This is a genomic window from Bradyrhizobium jicamae, assembly GCF_001440395.1.
Classification (GTDB): Bacteria; Pseudomonadota; Alphaproteobacteria; order Rhizobiales; family Xanthobacteraceae; genus Bradyrhizobium; species Bradyrhizobium jicamae.
The window spans coordinates 134338-148246 of record NZ_LLXZ01000152.1; the positions used below are offsets into that span (position 1 = coordinate 134338).

Annotated in this window: 17 protein-coding genes; 14 read left to right on the plus strand and 3 right to left on the minus strand. The window is 63.2% G+C overall.

Annotation, left to right across the window (positions count from 1 at the left end; genetic code table 11):
• Positions 1 to 203: 203 nt before the first annotated feature.
• Complete coding sequence (locus tag CQ12_RS24920; RefSeq protein ID WP_057837938.1) at positions 204 to 920, minus strand: Crp/Fnr family transcriptional regulator; 717 nt, start codon at positions 918 to 920, stop codon at positions 204 to 206.
• A 198-nt stretch (positions 921 to 1118) separates the two neighbouring features.
• Between CQ12_RS24920 and CQ12_RS24925 the strand changes: the two genes are divergently transcribed.
• Positions 1119 to 1577, plus strand: coding sequence for a pseudoazurin (locus CQ12_RS24925; RefSeq protein ID WP_057837939.1), 459 nt, complete (start codon positions 1119 to 1121; stop codon positions 1575 to 1577).
• Positions 1578 to 1581: 4 nt separating this feature from the next.
• Here CQ12_RS24925 and CQ12_RS24930 read toward each other — a convergent pair whose 3' ends face one another.
• A complete protein-coding gene (locus CQ12_RS24930) occupies positions 1582 to 1770 on the minus strand; it encodes a hypothetical protein (RefSeq protein WP_245310114.1) in 189 nt (62 codons plus the stop codon).
• 415 nt (positions 1771 to 2185) lie between these two features.
• Between CQ12_RS24930 and CQ12_RS24940 the strand changes: the two genes are divergently transcribed.
• The 7 genes from CQ12_RS24940 to CQ12_RS46645 all read left to right on the plus strand — a co-directional run bounded on the left by CQ12_RS24940 (position 2186) and on the right by CQ12_RS46645 (position 7960).
• Positions 2186 to 3364 (plus strand): NnrS family protein, encoded by a 1179-nt coding sequence (locus CQ12_RS24940; RefSeq protein ID WP_057837942.1) that lies wholly within the window; start codon positions 2186 to 2188, stop codon positions 3362 to 3364.
• Between the two features lie 39 nt (positions 3365 to 3403).
• On the plus strand, positions 3404 to 4711 hold the full coding sequence (locus tag CQ12_RS24945; protein ID WP_057837943.1) for a hypothetical protein: 1308 nt from the start codon (positions 3404 to 3406) through the stop codon (positions 4709 to 4711).
• Between the two features lie 22 nt (positions 4712 to 4733).
• A complete protein-coding gene (locus CQ12_RS24950) occupies positions 4734 to 5234 on the plus strand; it encodes a DUF2249 domain-containing protein (RefSeq protein WP_057837944.1) in 501 nt (166 codons plus the stop codon).
• Positions 5231 to 5545, plus strand: a complete 315-nt coding sequence (locus tag CQ12_RS24955) for a metal-sulfur cluster assembly factor (protein ID WP_057837945.1) — start codon at positions 5231 to 5233, stop codon at positions 5543 to 5545. Before CQ12_RS24950 ends, CQ12_RS24955 begins: the two co-directional genes overlap by 4 nt.
• Positions 5546 to 5556: 11 nt before the next feature.
• A complete protein-coding gene (ccoG, locus tag CQ12_RS24960) occupies positions 5557 to 6984 on the plus strand; it encodes a cytochrome c oxidase accessory protein CcoG (protein ID WP_057837946.1) in 1428 nt (475 codons plus the stop codon).
• A gap of 131 nt (positions 6985 to 7115) precedes the next feature.
• Entirely contained in the window at positions 7116 to 7676 is a 561-nt protein-coding gene (locus tag CQ12_RS24965; RefSeq protein ID WP_057837947.1) for a copper chaperone PCu(A)C, read from the plus strand.
• A complete protein-coding gene (locus CQ12_RS46645; protein ID WP_057837948.1) occupies positions 7676 to 7960 on the plus strand; it encodes a hypothetical protein in 285 nt (94 codons plus the stop codon). Before CQ12_RS24965 ends, CQ12_RS46645 begins: the two co-directional genes overlap by 1 nt.
• 7 nt (positions 7961 to 7967) lie before the next feature.
• Here CQ12_RS46645 and CQ12_RS45225 read toward each other — a convergent pair whose 3' ends face one another.
• Positions 7968 to 8123, minus strand: coding sequence for a hypothetical protein (locus CQ12_RS45225; RefSeq protein WP_198164252.1), 156 nt, complete (start codon positions 8121 to 8123; stop codon positions 7968 to 7970).
• A gap of 170 nt (positions 8124 to 8293) precedes the next feature.
• On the opposite strand from CQ12_RS45225, the gene CQ12_RS24975 reads away from it, so the two are divergent.
• The 6 genes from CQ12_RS24975 (at position 8294) to CQ12_RS25000 (ending at position 13891) form a co-directional block, all read left to right on the plus strand.
• Entirely contained in the window at positions 8294 to 8869 is a 576-nt protein-coding gene (locus CQ12_RS24975; RefSeq protein ID WP_057837949.1) for a cytochrome c oxidase subunit 3 family protein, read from the plus strand.
• Between the two features lie 3 nt (positions 8870 to 8872).
• Entirely contained in the window at positions 8873 to 9145 is a 273-nt protein-coding gene (locus tag CQ12_RS24980; protein ID WP_057837950.1) for a cytochrome C oxidase subunit IV family protein, read from the plus strand.
• A gap of 127 nt (positions 9146 to 9272) precedes the next feature.
• A complete protein-coding gene (locus CQ12_RS24985; protein ID WP_057837951.1) occupies positions 9273 to 9725 on the plus strand; it encodes a c-type cytochrome in 453 nt (150 codons plus the stop codon).
• 34 nt (positions 9726 to 9759) lie between these two features.
• A complete protein-coding gene (locus tag CQ12_RS24990; protein WP_057837952.1) occupies positions 9760 to 11106 on the plus strand; it encodes a cbb3-type cytochrome c oxidase subunit I in 1347 nt (448 codons plus the stop codon).
• Between the two features lie 58 nt (positions 11107 to 11164).
• Positions 11165 to 11974 (plus strand): CbbQ/NirQ/NorQ/GpvN family protein, encoded by an 810-nt coding sequence (locus tag CQ12_RS24995; RefSeq protein WP_057837953.1) that lies wholly within the window; start codon positions 11165 to 11167, stop codon positions 11972 to 11974.
• Between the two features lie 3 nt (positions 11975 to 11977).
• A complete protein-coding gene (locus tag CQ12_RS25000; RefSeq protein ID WP_057837954.1) occupies positions 11978 to 13891 on the plus strand; it encodes a nitric oxide reductase activation protein NorD in 1914 nt (637 codons plus the stop codon).
• Positions 13892 to 13909: the final 18 nt, after the last annotated feature.

Sequence of the window (13909 nt, forward strand, 5' to 3'; positions counted from 1 at the left end):
CGTTGTAATGTCCCAATTCGATGGATGCATCATGCGAGACGCGGCCGCGAAGCTCTTTGTGCTGGAACAAGGAGAAACGCTTTGTTGGCCGACGAAGCGGATCGTTCGGAAAGTTGCGCAGGAGCAAAGAGCGCTGGACGTCGCTGGGTTACCGTCGTTCCATGAGAAAGGCCGTCGAAGTTTCAGCAAACGAAAGCGGCGGCCTAGAGCTTCGATCTGGGCTTGGCCGCTTCGTCTTCAGCAAGGACGTGCAGCCTGCTCGTATCGCGAAGCACGATGCGCTGCCTGCCGCCCTCGACCAATCCCTGCTGCTCCCACGCGCTGAGAATCCGGCTGACGGTGTGCAGCGTCGTCCCCGTCATCTCGGCGACGTCCTGCCGGCTGATGGGGAAGTCGATCTCGACGCCGGCAGCAACCTTCCTTCCAGCCTGCTTGGCCAGCCGAAGCAGCGCATGGGCGACGCGCTGCTCGACCTGCTCGCTCGATATCTCCATGACGCGGGCCTGCGTATCCTGCAGACGGCTGCCGACGGTCTGCAGCGCGCTTGCGGCGAGGCTCGGGTATTTGGCGAGCAGGCGATTCCAGGACGATGAGGGCCAGGCGAGCGCGATGCTGTCGACGGCGGCAACGGCGGTTGCCGGATAGTGCGTCAGGTTCATGGCCTGGGCGACGCCGAACAGTTCGCCGGCCGAGACATAGCGCACGACGGACTGGTGTCCCTGCGGCGTGACCTTCTCGACGCGAAGATGGCCGTGAAGCAGAAGGTAGAAGTGATCGGCTTTCGCGCCCTGATCGAACACGGCGCTTCCCTTCGGATATCGAGTCGAGCGCGCTTCGCGCAGCAGCTCGTCCTGCTCGGCGGGCGCAAGGCCGGCGAACATCGGCAAGTTGGCGACCAGGGAGCGGTCGACGGAGGCCATCGATATCCTCGTTTCAAGGCCTGCGGAGAGTATCCGCGGCCGCGGCAAGCCTCAACGGCTTGCCAATCTCTTAATCCAGGATTCGGCGCGAAGATTGCGCTAGCGCAATATCGGCAAAACCGGGCGGCGATATCTGATCCCCGGGAGCCCGGTAGAGGCCGGGCCAGGTTCCAGGAAAACGGAAAGAAACGGGAAAACATGAGAAAGATTGCGATGTTGGCCGCGGCGGCGGCTGCTCTGGTTCTGACCGGGGGCGCCCGGGCGGCGGAGGTCGAAGTCAAGCTTCTCAACAAGGGAAGCGACGGCGCAGTGATGGTGTTCGAGCCGGCTTTCGTGAAGATTGCGCCCGGCGACACCGTCAAGTTCGTGTCCACGGATAAGGGCCACAACGCGGAGTCCATCAAGGGTATGCTGCCCGAGGGGGCAGCGCTGTTCGTCGGCAAGAACAACGAGGATATTGCCGTCAAGTTCGAGCAGGAGGGCGTCTACGGCATCAAGTGCCTGCCTCATTACGGCATGGGAATGGTTGCGTTGGTCGTGGTCGGTAAGCCCGGCAACGTCGATCAGGCCAAGGCTGTTCCGCAGGTCGGCAAGGCTAAGCAGGTATTTGCGAAGCTGTTCGACACGCTCGAGGCCAGCAAGACCGCGTCCAGATAGCGGTCTACGCGCGCCAGCTTTTCCAATGGGTCGGATGGATGAGCAGGGGCTCATCCGTCCAGACATTGTACCAGATGCCTGATTTGCGTCGGCATGGAAAACGCAGCGCCTCGATCCCGGCGGTGCAGACCTGGCCGAGATCGAGGTCGCAGTCATCGGGGGCAAGCGCAATCGGAAGCCAGCCGTCGCGCAAGGCAGCGCTGCACATCGGCGATGATCTGTCGCCGAAGCAGCGGGCGCATATTGATCTAGCGCAAGGTCACTTGCTGAGGCGCCCCCGTTTCGGCCGAGCAACAGGAACAGCAATCAGCTTTGCTCCCGGCATGGGGCGGGATCGAGGTTTCGTCCTCCAGCTTCCGGAGAAGGTCGTCGGTGATGACCTCGAAAAGCTTGCGTTCGATAGCGCTATCGTTCCGACTTCGCCCTCGCAATCTCTCGAAAATCCGCATCGCATCCTCCGTTGATCGTGGAACCAACAATGCAGGCGGGAAGCAGTGCGGTCTTTGTCGGAGATCAAACACCCCGCCCAACAATGCTGCAATTTGTGCTTCGACAAAGAGCGGGCGCCGGAACGGCTTATGATTACGGCGAATGAACAGAGATCACCCATGGCGACGATGCAGAAATTGAGGGCCTATCGGGGACCGGCGCTGTTTTCCTACGGCTTCCGGCCGTTCTTTCTGTTCGGCGCCATCTATGCCGGCGCGACGGTTCCCCTGTGGCTTGCGGTATTCGCCGGCCATGTCGCGCTGCCGAGCGCCTTCACGCCGCGAGACTGGCATGTCCATGAGATGCTGTTCGGCTATGTCGGCGCCGTGATCGCGGGCTTTCTTCTGACGGCGGTGCCGAACTGGACGGGCTGGCTTCCGATCCAGGGTGTTCCGCTTGCGATCCTGTTTGCCACCTGGCTCGCCGGGCGGTTGGCTGTGACATTCTCCGGCTTGATCGGCTGGGAAATCGCGCTGGCGGTCGATGCTGCCTTTCTCGCGTTGCTCGCTGGCGCGGCCGCGCGCGAGATCGTTGCCGGCCGCAAGTGGAACAATCTGAAGGTGGTCGGCATCATCTCGCTGCTGGCCATCGTCAACATCGCGTTTCATGTCGAGGCGCATCTTGGTGGTGTGACGGAATATTCCACGCGCCTCGGTGTCGGCCTCGTGGTCACGCTGGTCTGCGTGATCGGCGGGCGGATCGTTCCGAGTTTTACGCGCAATTGGCTGGCGCGCCGTGAACCGGGACGGCTGCCCGTGCCCTTCGATCGCTTCGATGCGATCACGATGGTTGTGGGCGTCTGCGCCATGATCGCGTGGGTCGCGGCGCCTTCGAACCGTTTCGTCGCAGCCGTGCTCGGCGGCGCCGGTTTGCTCCACCTCGTGCGCCTGGCGCGCTGGGCCGGCCATCGCACCGTGTCAGACCGCCTCGTGCTGATCCTACATGTGGCTTACGCGTTCGTACCGGCCGGTTTCCTTCTCGCGGCGCTGGCTGCCGTGGACCTCGTCGCCCCGAGCGTCGGGATCCATGCCTGGACCGGCGGCGCAATCGGTTCGATGACGATCGCGGTGATGACCCGTGCATCGCTCGGCCACACGGGCCAGGCACTTTCGGCGTCCGTCGCTACCCAGCTCGTCTACGCGTCGATCGTCGTCGCCGCGCTGGCGCGGATATGTGCGGCGCTCGAACCGAGCCATGCGATTCCGCTTTTGATGGTTGCGGGCGTTGCCTGGGCGGGGGCGTTTCTCGGCTTCGCGGTCGTCTACGCCCCGCTGTTGTGCCGCGCGCGCAAGTTCTGAAGAGGTACGATGATCGGCGCCAGCATATCACGATGGACGATGAGCTACTTCGCGATGGCGCTCGCGTGGTTGTTCGTGGCGCTGGCGCTGATGGTCGCGCGCGTCGGCTTTCCGGCGGCGCATCTGGCATCGCCCGATACGCTCGTTCTGGTACATGTGGTCTGCATCGGCTGGCTCAGCCTGGCGATGTGCGGCGCGCTGCTCCAGTTCGTGCCTGTGCTCGTGGCAAAGCCGCTGTATTCGGAGAAGTGGGCATTGCCGGCGCTTGGCCTGTTGACCGCGGGTCTGGTCGCGCTGCTCGCGGGTTTTTTGGGATTGGGCGGCCGGCTTCCCGCCTGGCACTGGCTTCTACCGGTTGGCGCCGTGCTGCTGACCGCCGGGTTCGGCCTGATCGTTGTCGATCTCGGATTGACGGCATGGCAGCGGCCGGCCGGCCCGGCACGCTTTGTCCTGGCAGGGTTGGCTTCGCTCTGTGCCACCGTCACCTTCGGCGCGATCTTCGCATTTGCGCATGCGGGATGGGCGGGCTCGATCGGGGAAACGATACTGGCGAGCGGGGTTCCGCTGCATGCGATCGCCGGCCTTGGCGGCTGGCTGACGTTGACGGCGATGGGTGTGAGCTATCGGCTGCTATCCATGTTCATGCTCGCGCCCGATGTCGACGACAGGAATAGTAGTTGGACCTTGGCAGCCGGTGTATTTGCCATCACCGTCGCGGTGGTCGGAGGCATCTTCGCGATCTGGCTCTCTTCCGGATTGAACGCCGTGTTGTCGGTGGTCGCAGCCCTTGGCCTCGCGACGATTGCTCTATATGGGCGCGACGTGAGCGGAATCTTCCGCAGCCGCAAGCGGCGTCAACTCGAGCTTAACACGCGGATGGCCGTACTGTCCTTCGTCAGTCTCGCGGCGACGGCATTGCTGGGTGTGCTGCTCATCCTGACCGGCGCTTTCGCCGCGCAGGTCGGCGCTTTCGTCTTTCTCGTTGTCTTTGGCTGGCTGTCGGGTCTCGTCCTTGCCAAGCTCTACAAGATCGTGGCGTTCCTGACCTGGCTCGAGACCTACGGGCCCGTGATGGGACGCGCGCCAACACCGCGCGTTCAGGATCTGGTTGCGGAGGAGAGGGCATCGAAGTGGTTCGTAATCTACCACATGGCTGTGTGGTTCGGCACGCTGATGTTGCTCGCCGATCAAGCTTGGGCATTCCGCGCGGCCTCGGCGATGATGATGATCGGCATCGTCGGCATTATTCGCGAGGTGATCCGAACGCGCCAGCTTGCGGACGTCCAGAGTCCGCTGCGGCTGCCGGACGGCGCCTGCGCGCCGCATCTGCTGTTTGCCAGAAGTTGACGATCAAACGAAAGGAGGAAGCATGATTGAATATATCGATGTCGACGTCCGTCCGATCCTGCGCGCAGGTGGCGAGCCGTTCTCGGTCATCATGTCCGCGCTCGAACGGCTCGAACCCGGGCAGGGGCTTCGCCTCTACGCCACGTTCAAGCCAGTGCCGTTGTTCGCCGTGATGGCGGACAAGGGATTTGCGCATTCTGCACAGGCGCTCGATGCCGGGGAGTGGGAAGTGCTGTTCACGCCGGCGGAAACCCAACAGACCGCGTTCGTCCCCCGCGCATCGACCTTCGACGCTTGGCCTGAACCGATGGTCCAGCTCGACAATCGCGACCTCGAGCCGCCGGAGCCGATGGTACGCATCCTCGCGGCTGCCGAGAAATTGGCGCCGGGTGAAACGCTGTCGGCGCTGCTCCGGCGCGAGCCCGTCTTCCTGTTCCCGCAACTCGAGAAGCGCGGATATCGCTGGCTTGGCGGGTTTTCGCCGGATGGCGCTACGTACGAGTTGACCGTCAGGGCGCCATGACGGACAAACTCGTTGAGCAGATCCGCGACGCGCTGCGTGTCGTGATCGATCCCGAGCTTGGCTACAACATCGTCGATCTCGGCTTCGTCTACGACATCTCGGTCCTCGACGGCGCCGTTCGCATCATGATGACCGCGACTACGCCTGGATGTCCCGCGATCCATTTCCTAAGGGAAGGCGTAGCGAACGCTGCCGAACGGGTACCAGGCGTCCGCTCCATCGACATCGTGATGACGTTCGAGCCTCTGTGGACACCTTCCTGCATCGAGCCGGTGGTCCGGGCCTCGCTTGGTTTTGCCGCAGTTAATTGAAGTCCGGAAAAATGGCGCTTACCATCGAGATCGACCACGCGAAGACGCGCAGGCTTGCTGCAGCAACGACGGGCCAACCGGTCGTGCCGCAGGCCGTCAAGGGACGGATTCGTCGCATCAAGTGGGTCGTCCTACTGCTGACGCTCTCGATCTACTACATCACGCCGTTTCTGCGGTGGGACCGTGGGCCGAACGCGCCGGATCAGGCGGTGCTGCTCGACTTCGCGCATGGACGACTCTACTTCTTCTTCGTCGAGATCTGGCCGCAGGACCTCTATCTGGTCACGGGGCTGCTCGTTCTTGCCTCGACCATCCTGATCCTTACCAACGCGCTGGCGGGGCGGCTGTGGTGCGGCCTCGCTTGTCCGCAAACGGTCTGGACCGACCTATTTCTGCTCGTCGAACGGCTGATCGAGGGCGACAGGCGCCAGCGCCTGAAGAACCTGGACGCGCCGCTTGGCGTCAAGCGCGTGATGCAGATCGTCGCGAAGCATTCGGCCTGGCTCCTGATCTCATTCGCGACCGGCGGCACGCTGATCTTCTACTTCACGGACGCGCCGGAACTCCTGCGAAGCTTTGCGCGCGGCGACGTCTCGGCTAATGCGCTTGGCTGGATCGCCGTCTTCGCCGGCACCACTTATGGTCTGGCGGGTTTCGCGCGCGAACAGGTCTGCACCTTCATGTGCCCATGGCCGCGCCTGCAAGGCGCGATCTGGGATCCGGAAGCTTTCACGGTCAACTACCGGGACTATCGCGGCGAGCAGCGGATGTCGGCCAAGAAGGCGGCCGAGCTCCGCTTGCAGGGCAAGCCGGCGGGAGACTGCGTCGACTGCAATCTGTGCGTCACGGTCTGCCCGATCGGTATCGACATCCGCGAAGGACCGAACTTCGCCTGTATCAATTGCGGACTGTGCGTCGACGCCTGCGACAGCGTGATGTCGAAGCTTGGCCGCCCGCGCGGCCTGATCGACTACGAAAGCTGGGACAATATCGAGCGCGGCCGCCGCGCCGAGCCGCCGGTCAATCGGCTGGTGCGTCCGAAGACTGTCGGGCTGACGGTGGCGTGCCTGGTGTTGACGGCGGCGATCGTCTTTTCGTTCATGGCCAGGACCGACGCCGCGCTTTCGGTACAGCATGATCGCGATCCCCTGGCGGTCCGGCTTTCTGACGGATCAGTACGCAATGCCTACACGGTCAAGCTCCTGAACAAGTCGTCGGTCGCGCGCACCTATGCACTTTCGGTCAGCGGCGTGGACGCCAAGATCGCCATCGTCGGCAACGACGGCCTGGCTCCGATCGAGGTGCCGGCCGACGGCTCCGAAGCCGTCCGGGTCACGCTTACCGCCATGAGCCCGCGGGAAGCCGACGTGGTGTTCACCGCGCGCGACGAGACCGGCACCACGATTCTCTCTGCAAAGGATCGATTCGTTGAACGCTGAAGTGCGGTCGGTGTGTGTAGGCAGACAAAAGTCGCCGCGATTGTCGCCATACAGCTTGCGCCCGATCAAAGTGAGGGAAACCGGGATTTGCCATATTTGCGCAGTAACCCGGCCTGATCGGAGATTCCACCATGCTTTACCGCCTCAGCAAAATCGCGCTGATCGCCGCCGCTCTGACGACGTTCGTCGGCTCCTCGCCGGCTGCCGCCCACGACATCGCCGTGAAGCAGGCCTGGAGCCGCGCAACGCCGAAAGGGGCGAAAGTCGCGGGCGGATACCTCTCGATCGAGAACCGCGGAATCCAGCCTGACCGGCTGCTTTCGGCGTCGAGCAACGCAGCCGCCAAGGTCGAGATCCATCAGATGGGCCTGCAGGACGGCATCATGACGATGCGGGCTCTCGACGACGGCCTGGTGATCCCTCCTGACGCCACAATGACGCTCGTGCCGGGAGGGGACCACATTATGTTTGTCGGGCTGATCGCGCCGTTGGAGGAAGGGCAACGCGTCCCCGTTCGCTCAATTTCGAGCGCGCCGGCCAGATCGATGCGAGCTTCGAGGTCGGCAGCGTCGGTGCCAAGGGGCCCCGATTGCAGGTCGCCTCGACGGAGCCGGGACCGCCAGCAGCGTCTCGCGCGCCGGCCGCGGCAACCGACGAAGCCTTCTTCACCCATATCTGCGGAACGCGCGTGATGGCCAACATCACGGTCTCACCTGGCCGCAGCGGGCCGATCGAGGTCCTGGTGCAGCTCGAAGATAGCGATGAGAAGCCGCTTGCGGTCGATGCGCTTGCCGTGACCCTGTCCAATCCGGACAAGGATATCGCCTCCGTCACCGCGGCGGCCGAGCGCGTGGCAGCGGATAGCTGGCGCGTCCGCTTGACGGCCGCGGCGAGCGGGAAGTGGTCGCTGTCGCTCGGCATCGACCTTGCGAAGGACGACCGGGTCGATATAGCCGCCCCGATACTCATCGAGTGACACGACGCTACTGCGTCGTGAACAGCACCAGGGCGATTGCGACCGACAGCCCGACGGCAGATGCGGTCGCCGTCGTGGACAGGACGCCCATCGCCCTGAGCGCGCCGGCAAAGGCGATGATGATGGGTGCGGCGGTCAGCAGGCTCAATTGTGCGTCGCTCATGGCGCTCCGTCCTCATTGTTCCAAGGTTCGCCGTATCTAGCGGCCATGATGGGCCGTTGACGTTGCGCTCCCGCAAGGAGCGTTTGCGAGAGCCGCGTCCAGTCTCCGTATTTGCTCGGCGACAAAGAGCACGTGCTGCCTGATGTGATAGGCGTCGATCGGGAGATCGAATGTCTATTGCGGATTGCGAACAGGAAGAGGCGGGGTGGGGTGTCTTTGAAGGACTCCCCGGTGACCCGATGATGTGGGTTCTCGTCTTCAGCGAACTCGTGGCCTTCGGTCTCTTCCTCGGCGCGTTCATCGTCGCCCACGCGGTCAAGCCTGCCATATTCGCCTCGGGCCAGACCTCACTCGATGCGACGCTTGCCGGATACAACACGATTGTCCTGGTGACGAGCGGGTGGGCGGCGGCAAAGGGAGTGGCATCGGCGCGCGCGAATGCGCGCCGTCATGCGCGACTTTGGCTCCTTCTCGCGATGGTGCTTGGCGGCTCTTTCGTGACGATCAAGTTTTTCGAATATGCGCACGAGATCGGCAGCGGTATCGGTCTCGAGACAAGCATGTTCTTCACATTGTACTTCCTCCTGACCGGCTTTCACCTGCTGCACGTCTGCCTCGGAATCATCATCCTTGCGGTTGTGTGCAGCCAAGCCGATCCGGTCCATGTGGAGACGGGAACGATTTTCTGGCACATGGTCGATCTGGTCTGGATCGTGATGTTTCCGATCGTCTACCTGGTGCGCTGAAGCATGCGGTATCAGCCCGACCGCCTGGACCTCACGTTGCTTGCGCTGATCGCGCTCGCCTTCGCGACCATGGCACTCACAGGCGCTGCCCACGGCCTGCCGCTCGCCAATGGAACCGTTCTCGCCATTGCGGCAATCAAGGGCCGGAGAATCCTGCTCGATTATCTCGATTTACGGACCGCACCGCCGATCTGGCGCGGGCTAATAACCGCGTGGCTGATGCTCATCGTCGGCTTCGCCTGGTCGGTCTCCGCCGTCTCCGTCCTGTTGTCCTGATTGAGAAATCCCGCGAACGGCTTGGGATCGTCGGGATCCTTGCGCCGGCACAAAGAGCGCCGGACGCGGGTGAATAGATTGACGCGACCGCTCAACTATTCAGCACACCAACCGGAAAGGACCCGTAATGGCTGAACGCCTTACCAAGTCGGCGGCCCGCAACGTCTTCTACGGCGGATCGGCCTTTTTCTTCGCGATCTTCCTCGGGCTGACGGCGCACAGCCACTATTACATGGTCACCACGTCGACGGACGAGAAGACGCTGACCGACTCCGTGGCGCGCGGCAAGCACGTCTGGGAGAAACACTCCTGCATCAACTGCCATACCCTGCTGGGCGAGGGCGCGTATTTCGCGCCTGAGATCGGCAACGTCTGGGATCGCTGGGGCGGCAATGAAGATCCCGCCACCGCCAAGGAAATCCTGAAGTCGTGGATGCAGGCGCAGCCATCGGGCGCGCCCGGCCGCCGGCAGATGCCGCAGTTCAACCTCACCGATCAGGAACTCAACGATCTCGCCGATTTCCTGCAATGGACCAACAAGATCAAGACGCAGAACTGGCCGCCGAACAAGGCCGGCTGAGTATCCCACCCGACAGCCCGTAGGAAACCTCACGATGAGATACGAAACCCAGAAAGTCGCGATGCTGTATTTCTACGGCGCGCTGACGCTTTTCCTTGCTCAGGTGCTGTTCGGCGTTTTGGCCGGCACCATCTACGTCCTTCCGAACACCCTGTCCGTTCTCCTGCCGTTCAACATCGTCAGGATGATACATACCAACGCGTTGATCGTGTGGTCGCTCATCGGTTTCATGGGAGCGACCTACTATCTTCTGCCGGAGGAGACCGAGACCGAACTGTATAGCCCGTTGCTGGCGAAGATCCAGTTCTGGATGTTCTTCGGCGCTGCCGGCGCCGCCGTGGTCGGCTATCTCTTCCATTACCACGAGGGCCGCGAATTCCTCGAACAGCCGTTCGTGATCAAGATCGGGATCGTCGTCGTCTGCCTCATGTTCCTCTTCAACGTGACGATGACGGCCTTGAAGGGAAGAAAGACGACAGTCACCAACATCCTGTTGTTCGGCCTCTGGGGCGTCGCGATCTTCTTCCTGTTTGCGTTCTATACTCCGAAGAATCTTGCGGTCGACAAGATGTACTGGTGGTACATCGTGCATCTCTGGGTCGAAGGCGTCTGGGAGCTCATCATGGCTTCCGTGCTGGCCTTCCTGATGATCAAGCTCAACGGAATCGATCGCGAAGTGGTCGAGAAGTGGCTCTATGTCATCATTGGCCTTGCGCTGTTCTCCGGCATCCTGGGCACCGGTCATCACTTCTACTGGATCGGCGCGCCCGGCTACTGGCAGTGGATCGGTTCGCTGTTCTCCACGCTTGAGGTCGCGCCGTTCTTCACCATGGTCATCTTCACCGTGCAGATGACCTGGAAGGCAGGCCGCAAACATCCGAACCGGGCCGCGCTGCTCTGGTCGGTTGGCTGCTCCGTGATGGCATTCCTCGGCGCCGGCGTGTGGGGCTTCCTGCACACTTTGTCCTCGGTAAACTACTACACGCACGGCACGCAGGTGACGGCGGCGCACGGACACCTTGCGTTCTTCGGTGCCTACGTGATGCTGAACCTTGCCGTCATGGCCTACGCGATCCCGCAACTGCGCCAGAGAGCGCCGTACAATCAGTGGCTCAGCATGGCGAGCTTCTGGATCATGTGCACCGCCATGATGACGATGACCTTCGCGCTGACCTTCGCCGGCGTGATCCAGGTTCATCTGCAACGCGTGCTGGGTCAGGGCTTCATGGAGGTGCAGGACCAGCTTGCGGTGTTCTACTGGGTCCGGCTCGGCTCCGGCGTGTTCGTTCTGATCTCGGCCCTGATGTTCGTGTGGGCGGTTCTGGTGCCGGGCCGCCAACGTCCGGCGGTCGCGCCCGGTGCACTCCAACCCGCCGAATAGGCTTCAGGCGGCCGGTCATAAACGTGGCCGGCCGCCGCTTTAATGCTGGAGATTTGATATGAAGGCCGTACTTCACGCCGTCGGAGCGCCACTCAAGATTCCGGCCTACGTCCCAAGCGGCAACGAGTGCACCCTATTCGAGCACGCCTGGCGGCGGCGTCTACCGGTTCTGCTGAAAGGACCGACCGGCTGCGGCAAGACCCGCTTCGTCGCCCACATGGCGGCTCGGCTCTCCTTGCCGCTGCACACTGTCGCCTGTCACGACGATCTCACGGCGGCCGATCTTACCGGACGCTATCTGCTCAAGGGCGGAGATACGGTGTGGACCGACGGTCCGCTGACCCGCGCCGTGCGGGAAGGCGGCATCTGCTATCTCGATGAGGTCGTGGAAGCGCGCAAGGACGTTACCGTGGTGCTGCACCCGTTGACGGATGATCGCCGCATCCTGCCGCTCGAGCGCACGCGTGAGGAACTGGTCGCGCCGCCGGGCTTCATGCTGGTCGTGTCCTACAACCCCGGCTATCAAAGTCTGCTGAAGGCTTTGAAACCGTCCACGCGGCAGCGCTTCGTTGCGATCGAATTCGACTTTCTTCCGGCTGAGCAGGAGATCGAGGTGGTCGCTGCCGAGAGCGGACTTGCGCCGGAGCGCGTGCGTCCGCTGGTGGCGCTCGCAGGCCGGCTGCGAGCGCTCAAGGGACAGGATCTCGAAGAGGGCGTATCGACGCGCCTGATCGTCTACTGCGCGGCGTTGATTGCAGCCGGAGTTCCGATCGTGGATGCCGTGCTTGCCGGCATGATCGAGCCGCTCACGGATGATGCAGATGTCAAGGCCGCGCTCCTCGACGTGGCCCGAGCCGTGATCGGATGAGCCATGCTCGACTTCCTCGAACTGGAGGAGACGGTTGGCCGCGCCTGGCATCGGCTGGTGGGGACCACGGCGAGCTATCCCGTTCATGACGGGAAAGCCGCGACGCTTGCGGAAGTGCAGGGACAGATTGCGGTCATGTTCCGCGCGCTGGGTGGAGAGGCGGGCGTGCAGATCGCTGGCGCCAAGTCACGAAAATCTGGCCATCGGCTCAACTGGCGACAGCGCATCGGCCTTGGCGACGAGAGCCTTGACCATCCCGGCCGCGATCGCGCAACCGTCTTTCTGCCTGAGAGCATCGCCCTGTTTCCGGACCGTAAGCTCAACGCCTTGCTCTACCGCTGGCTGGCGGCGTGGTTTGCCACAGCGCCGGTGATGACGATCGACGAGACCGATCCGCTGCGGCGCGATCTCGTGACCTTGCGGCGTGCCCGCGAGACGGTCGAAAAAATAAAGCTGCTGTTTCCTGGCCTCGTCCTTTCATACGAGCGTCTGTCGGCGGCAACCGCGCAAGCGCGCCCGCGCAGATCGCTGCCGCTGGTAGAGCAGGCAGTAGAGCGCGTCGTGCTGGCGCTGCTTGACGCCGATGCGCCTCCTCAAGGCCAGCCGTGGCCAGTCGTGATCGGCACCAGCGATCTGCCGGCAAAAGCGCCGCCCGGATACCGACCAATGCTGCCTTGTCCGTTGTGGGGCGATTGCTGGATACGCGCGACCGTTCCTGCAGAGGTCGAGGATGACGATGCGCCTGTGCCAGGCGATGGGACGGACTTGCCCGATACGCGCAAGCGCAGGGCTGTCCGCGAGGCCGACGACGGCGGAAAGCGCGATCCGTTCATCCTGAACCGCTTCGAGAAGATACTCGCGATGGCGGAAATGGTGAATGTCGATCGCCCTTCGGACGATGGTGAGGACGAGGATGCGCGCAAGGCGGCCGATGATCTCGACGAGCTTGCGATCGGCCGCCGCAGCGGCAAGCCTGCCACAAGGCTGAAATTCGACCTGGATCTGCCGCCGCAAACCATCGACGTCACGCGCCTCGACAGCGGTCGTCTTTATCCGGAATGGGACTATCGCACCGGCACTTATCTGCCGGACCATTGCCGGGTTTTGACGGGGCAGGCGGCGGAGATCGGCGAGAGCTGGACCCCGGATGCGAACATTTTGAGGCACGTCCGTCATGTACGGCGGCGCTTCGAGGCGCTGCGGCCGCAGCACGACGTGATGCGTGGCCAGGCAGACGGGTTCGACCTGGACATCGATGCGCTCGTCCGCGCCCGATGCGATCTGCGGGCGGGCAGCGGATCGATCGATCGGGTCCATCTGGCGATGCGTCCGCAGCGGCACGACCTCGCGGCAACGCTATTGGTCGATGTCTCGCTTTCCACGGATACGTGGGTCGATGGTCACCGCGTTCTCGACGTGGAGAAGGAAGCGCTGCTCGTCCTGGCGCATGGGCTTTCCGCCTGCGGGGACCATCACAGCATCCTGACCTTCACATCGCGGCGGCGATCCTGGGTACGCATCGAGGGGGTTAAGTCGTTCGAGGAGCCGATGGGAGCTGCCGTTGAGCGACGGATCGGTGCGCTCAAGCCGGGCTACTACACGCGTATCGGCCCGGCCATCCGCCATGCCGCCGCCGAGCTTGCCGGCCAACCGCAGCGCAAGAAGCTGCTGCTGGTGCTGACGGACGGCAAGCCGAACGACGTCGATCACTATGAAGGCCGCTTTGCGGTCGAAGATACTCGCAAGGCGGTGCGTGAGGCCCGGCGGCTAGGCGTTGCGGTGTTCGGCGTCACGGTCGACGCCGGCGCCCAATCCTACTTTCCCGCCCTGTTCGGGCGCGGCGGCTACGCCATCGTCGGCAACATCAGCCGCTTGCCGGCGGCGCTTCCGGCCATCTACCGGCAACTAGCCCGCTGACGATGGCTGCGAGGATCA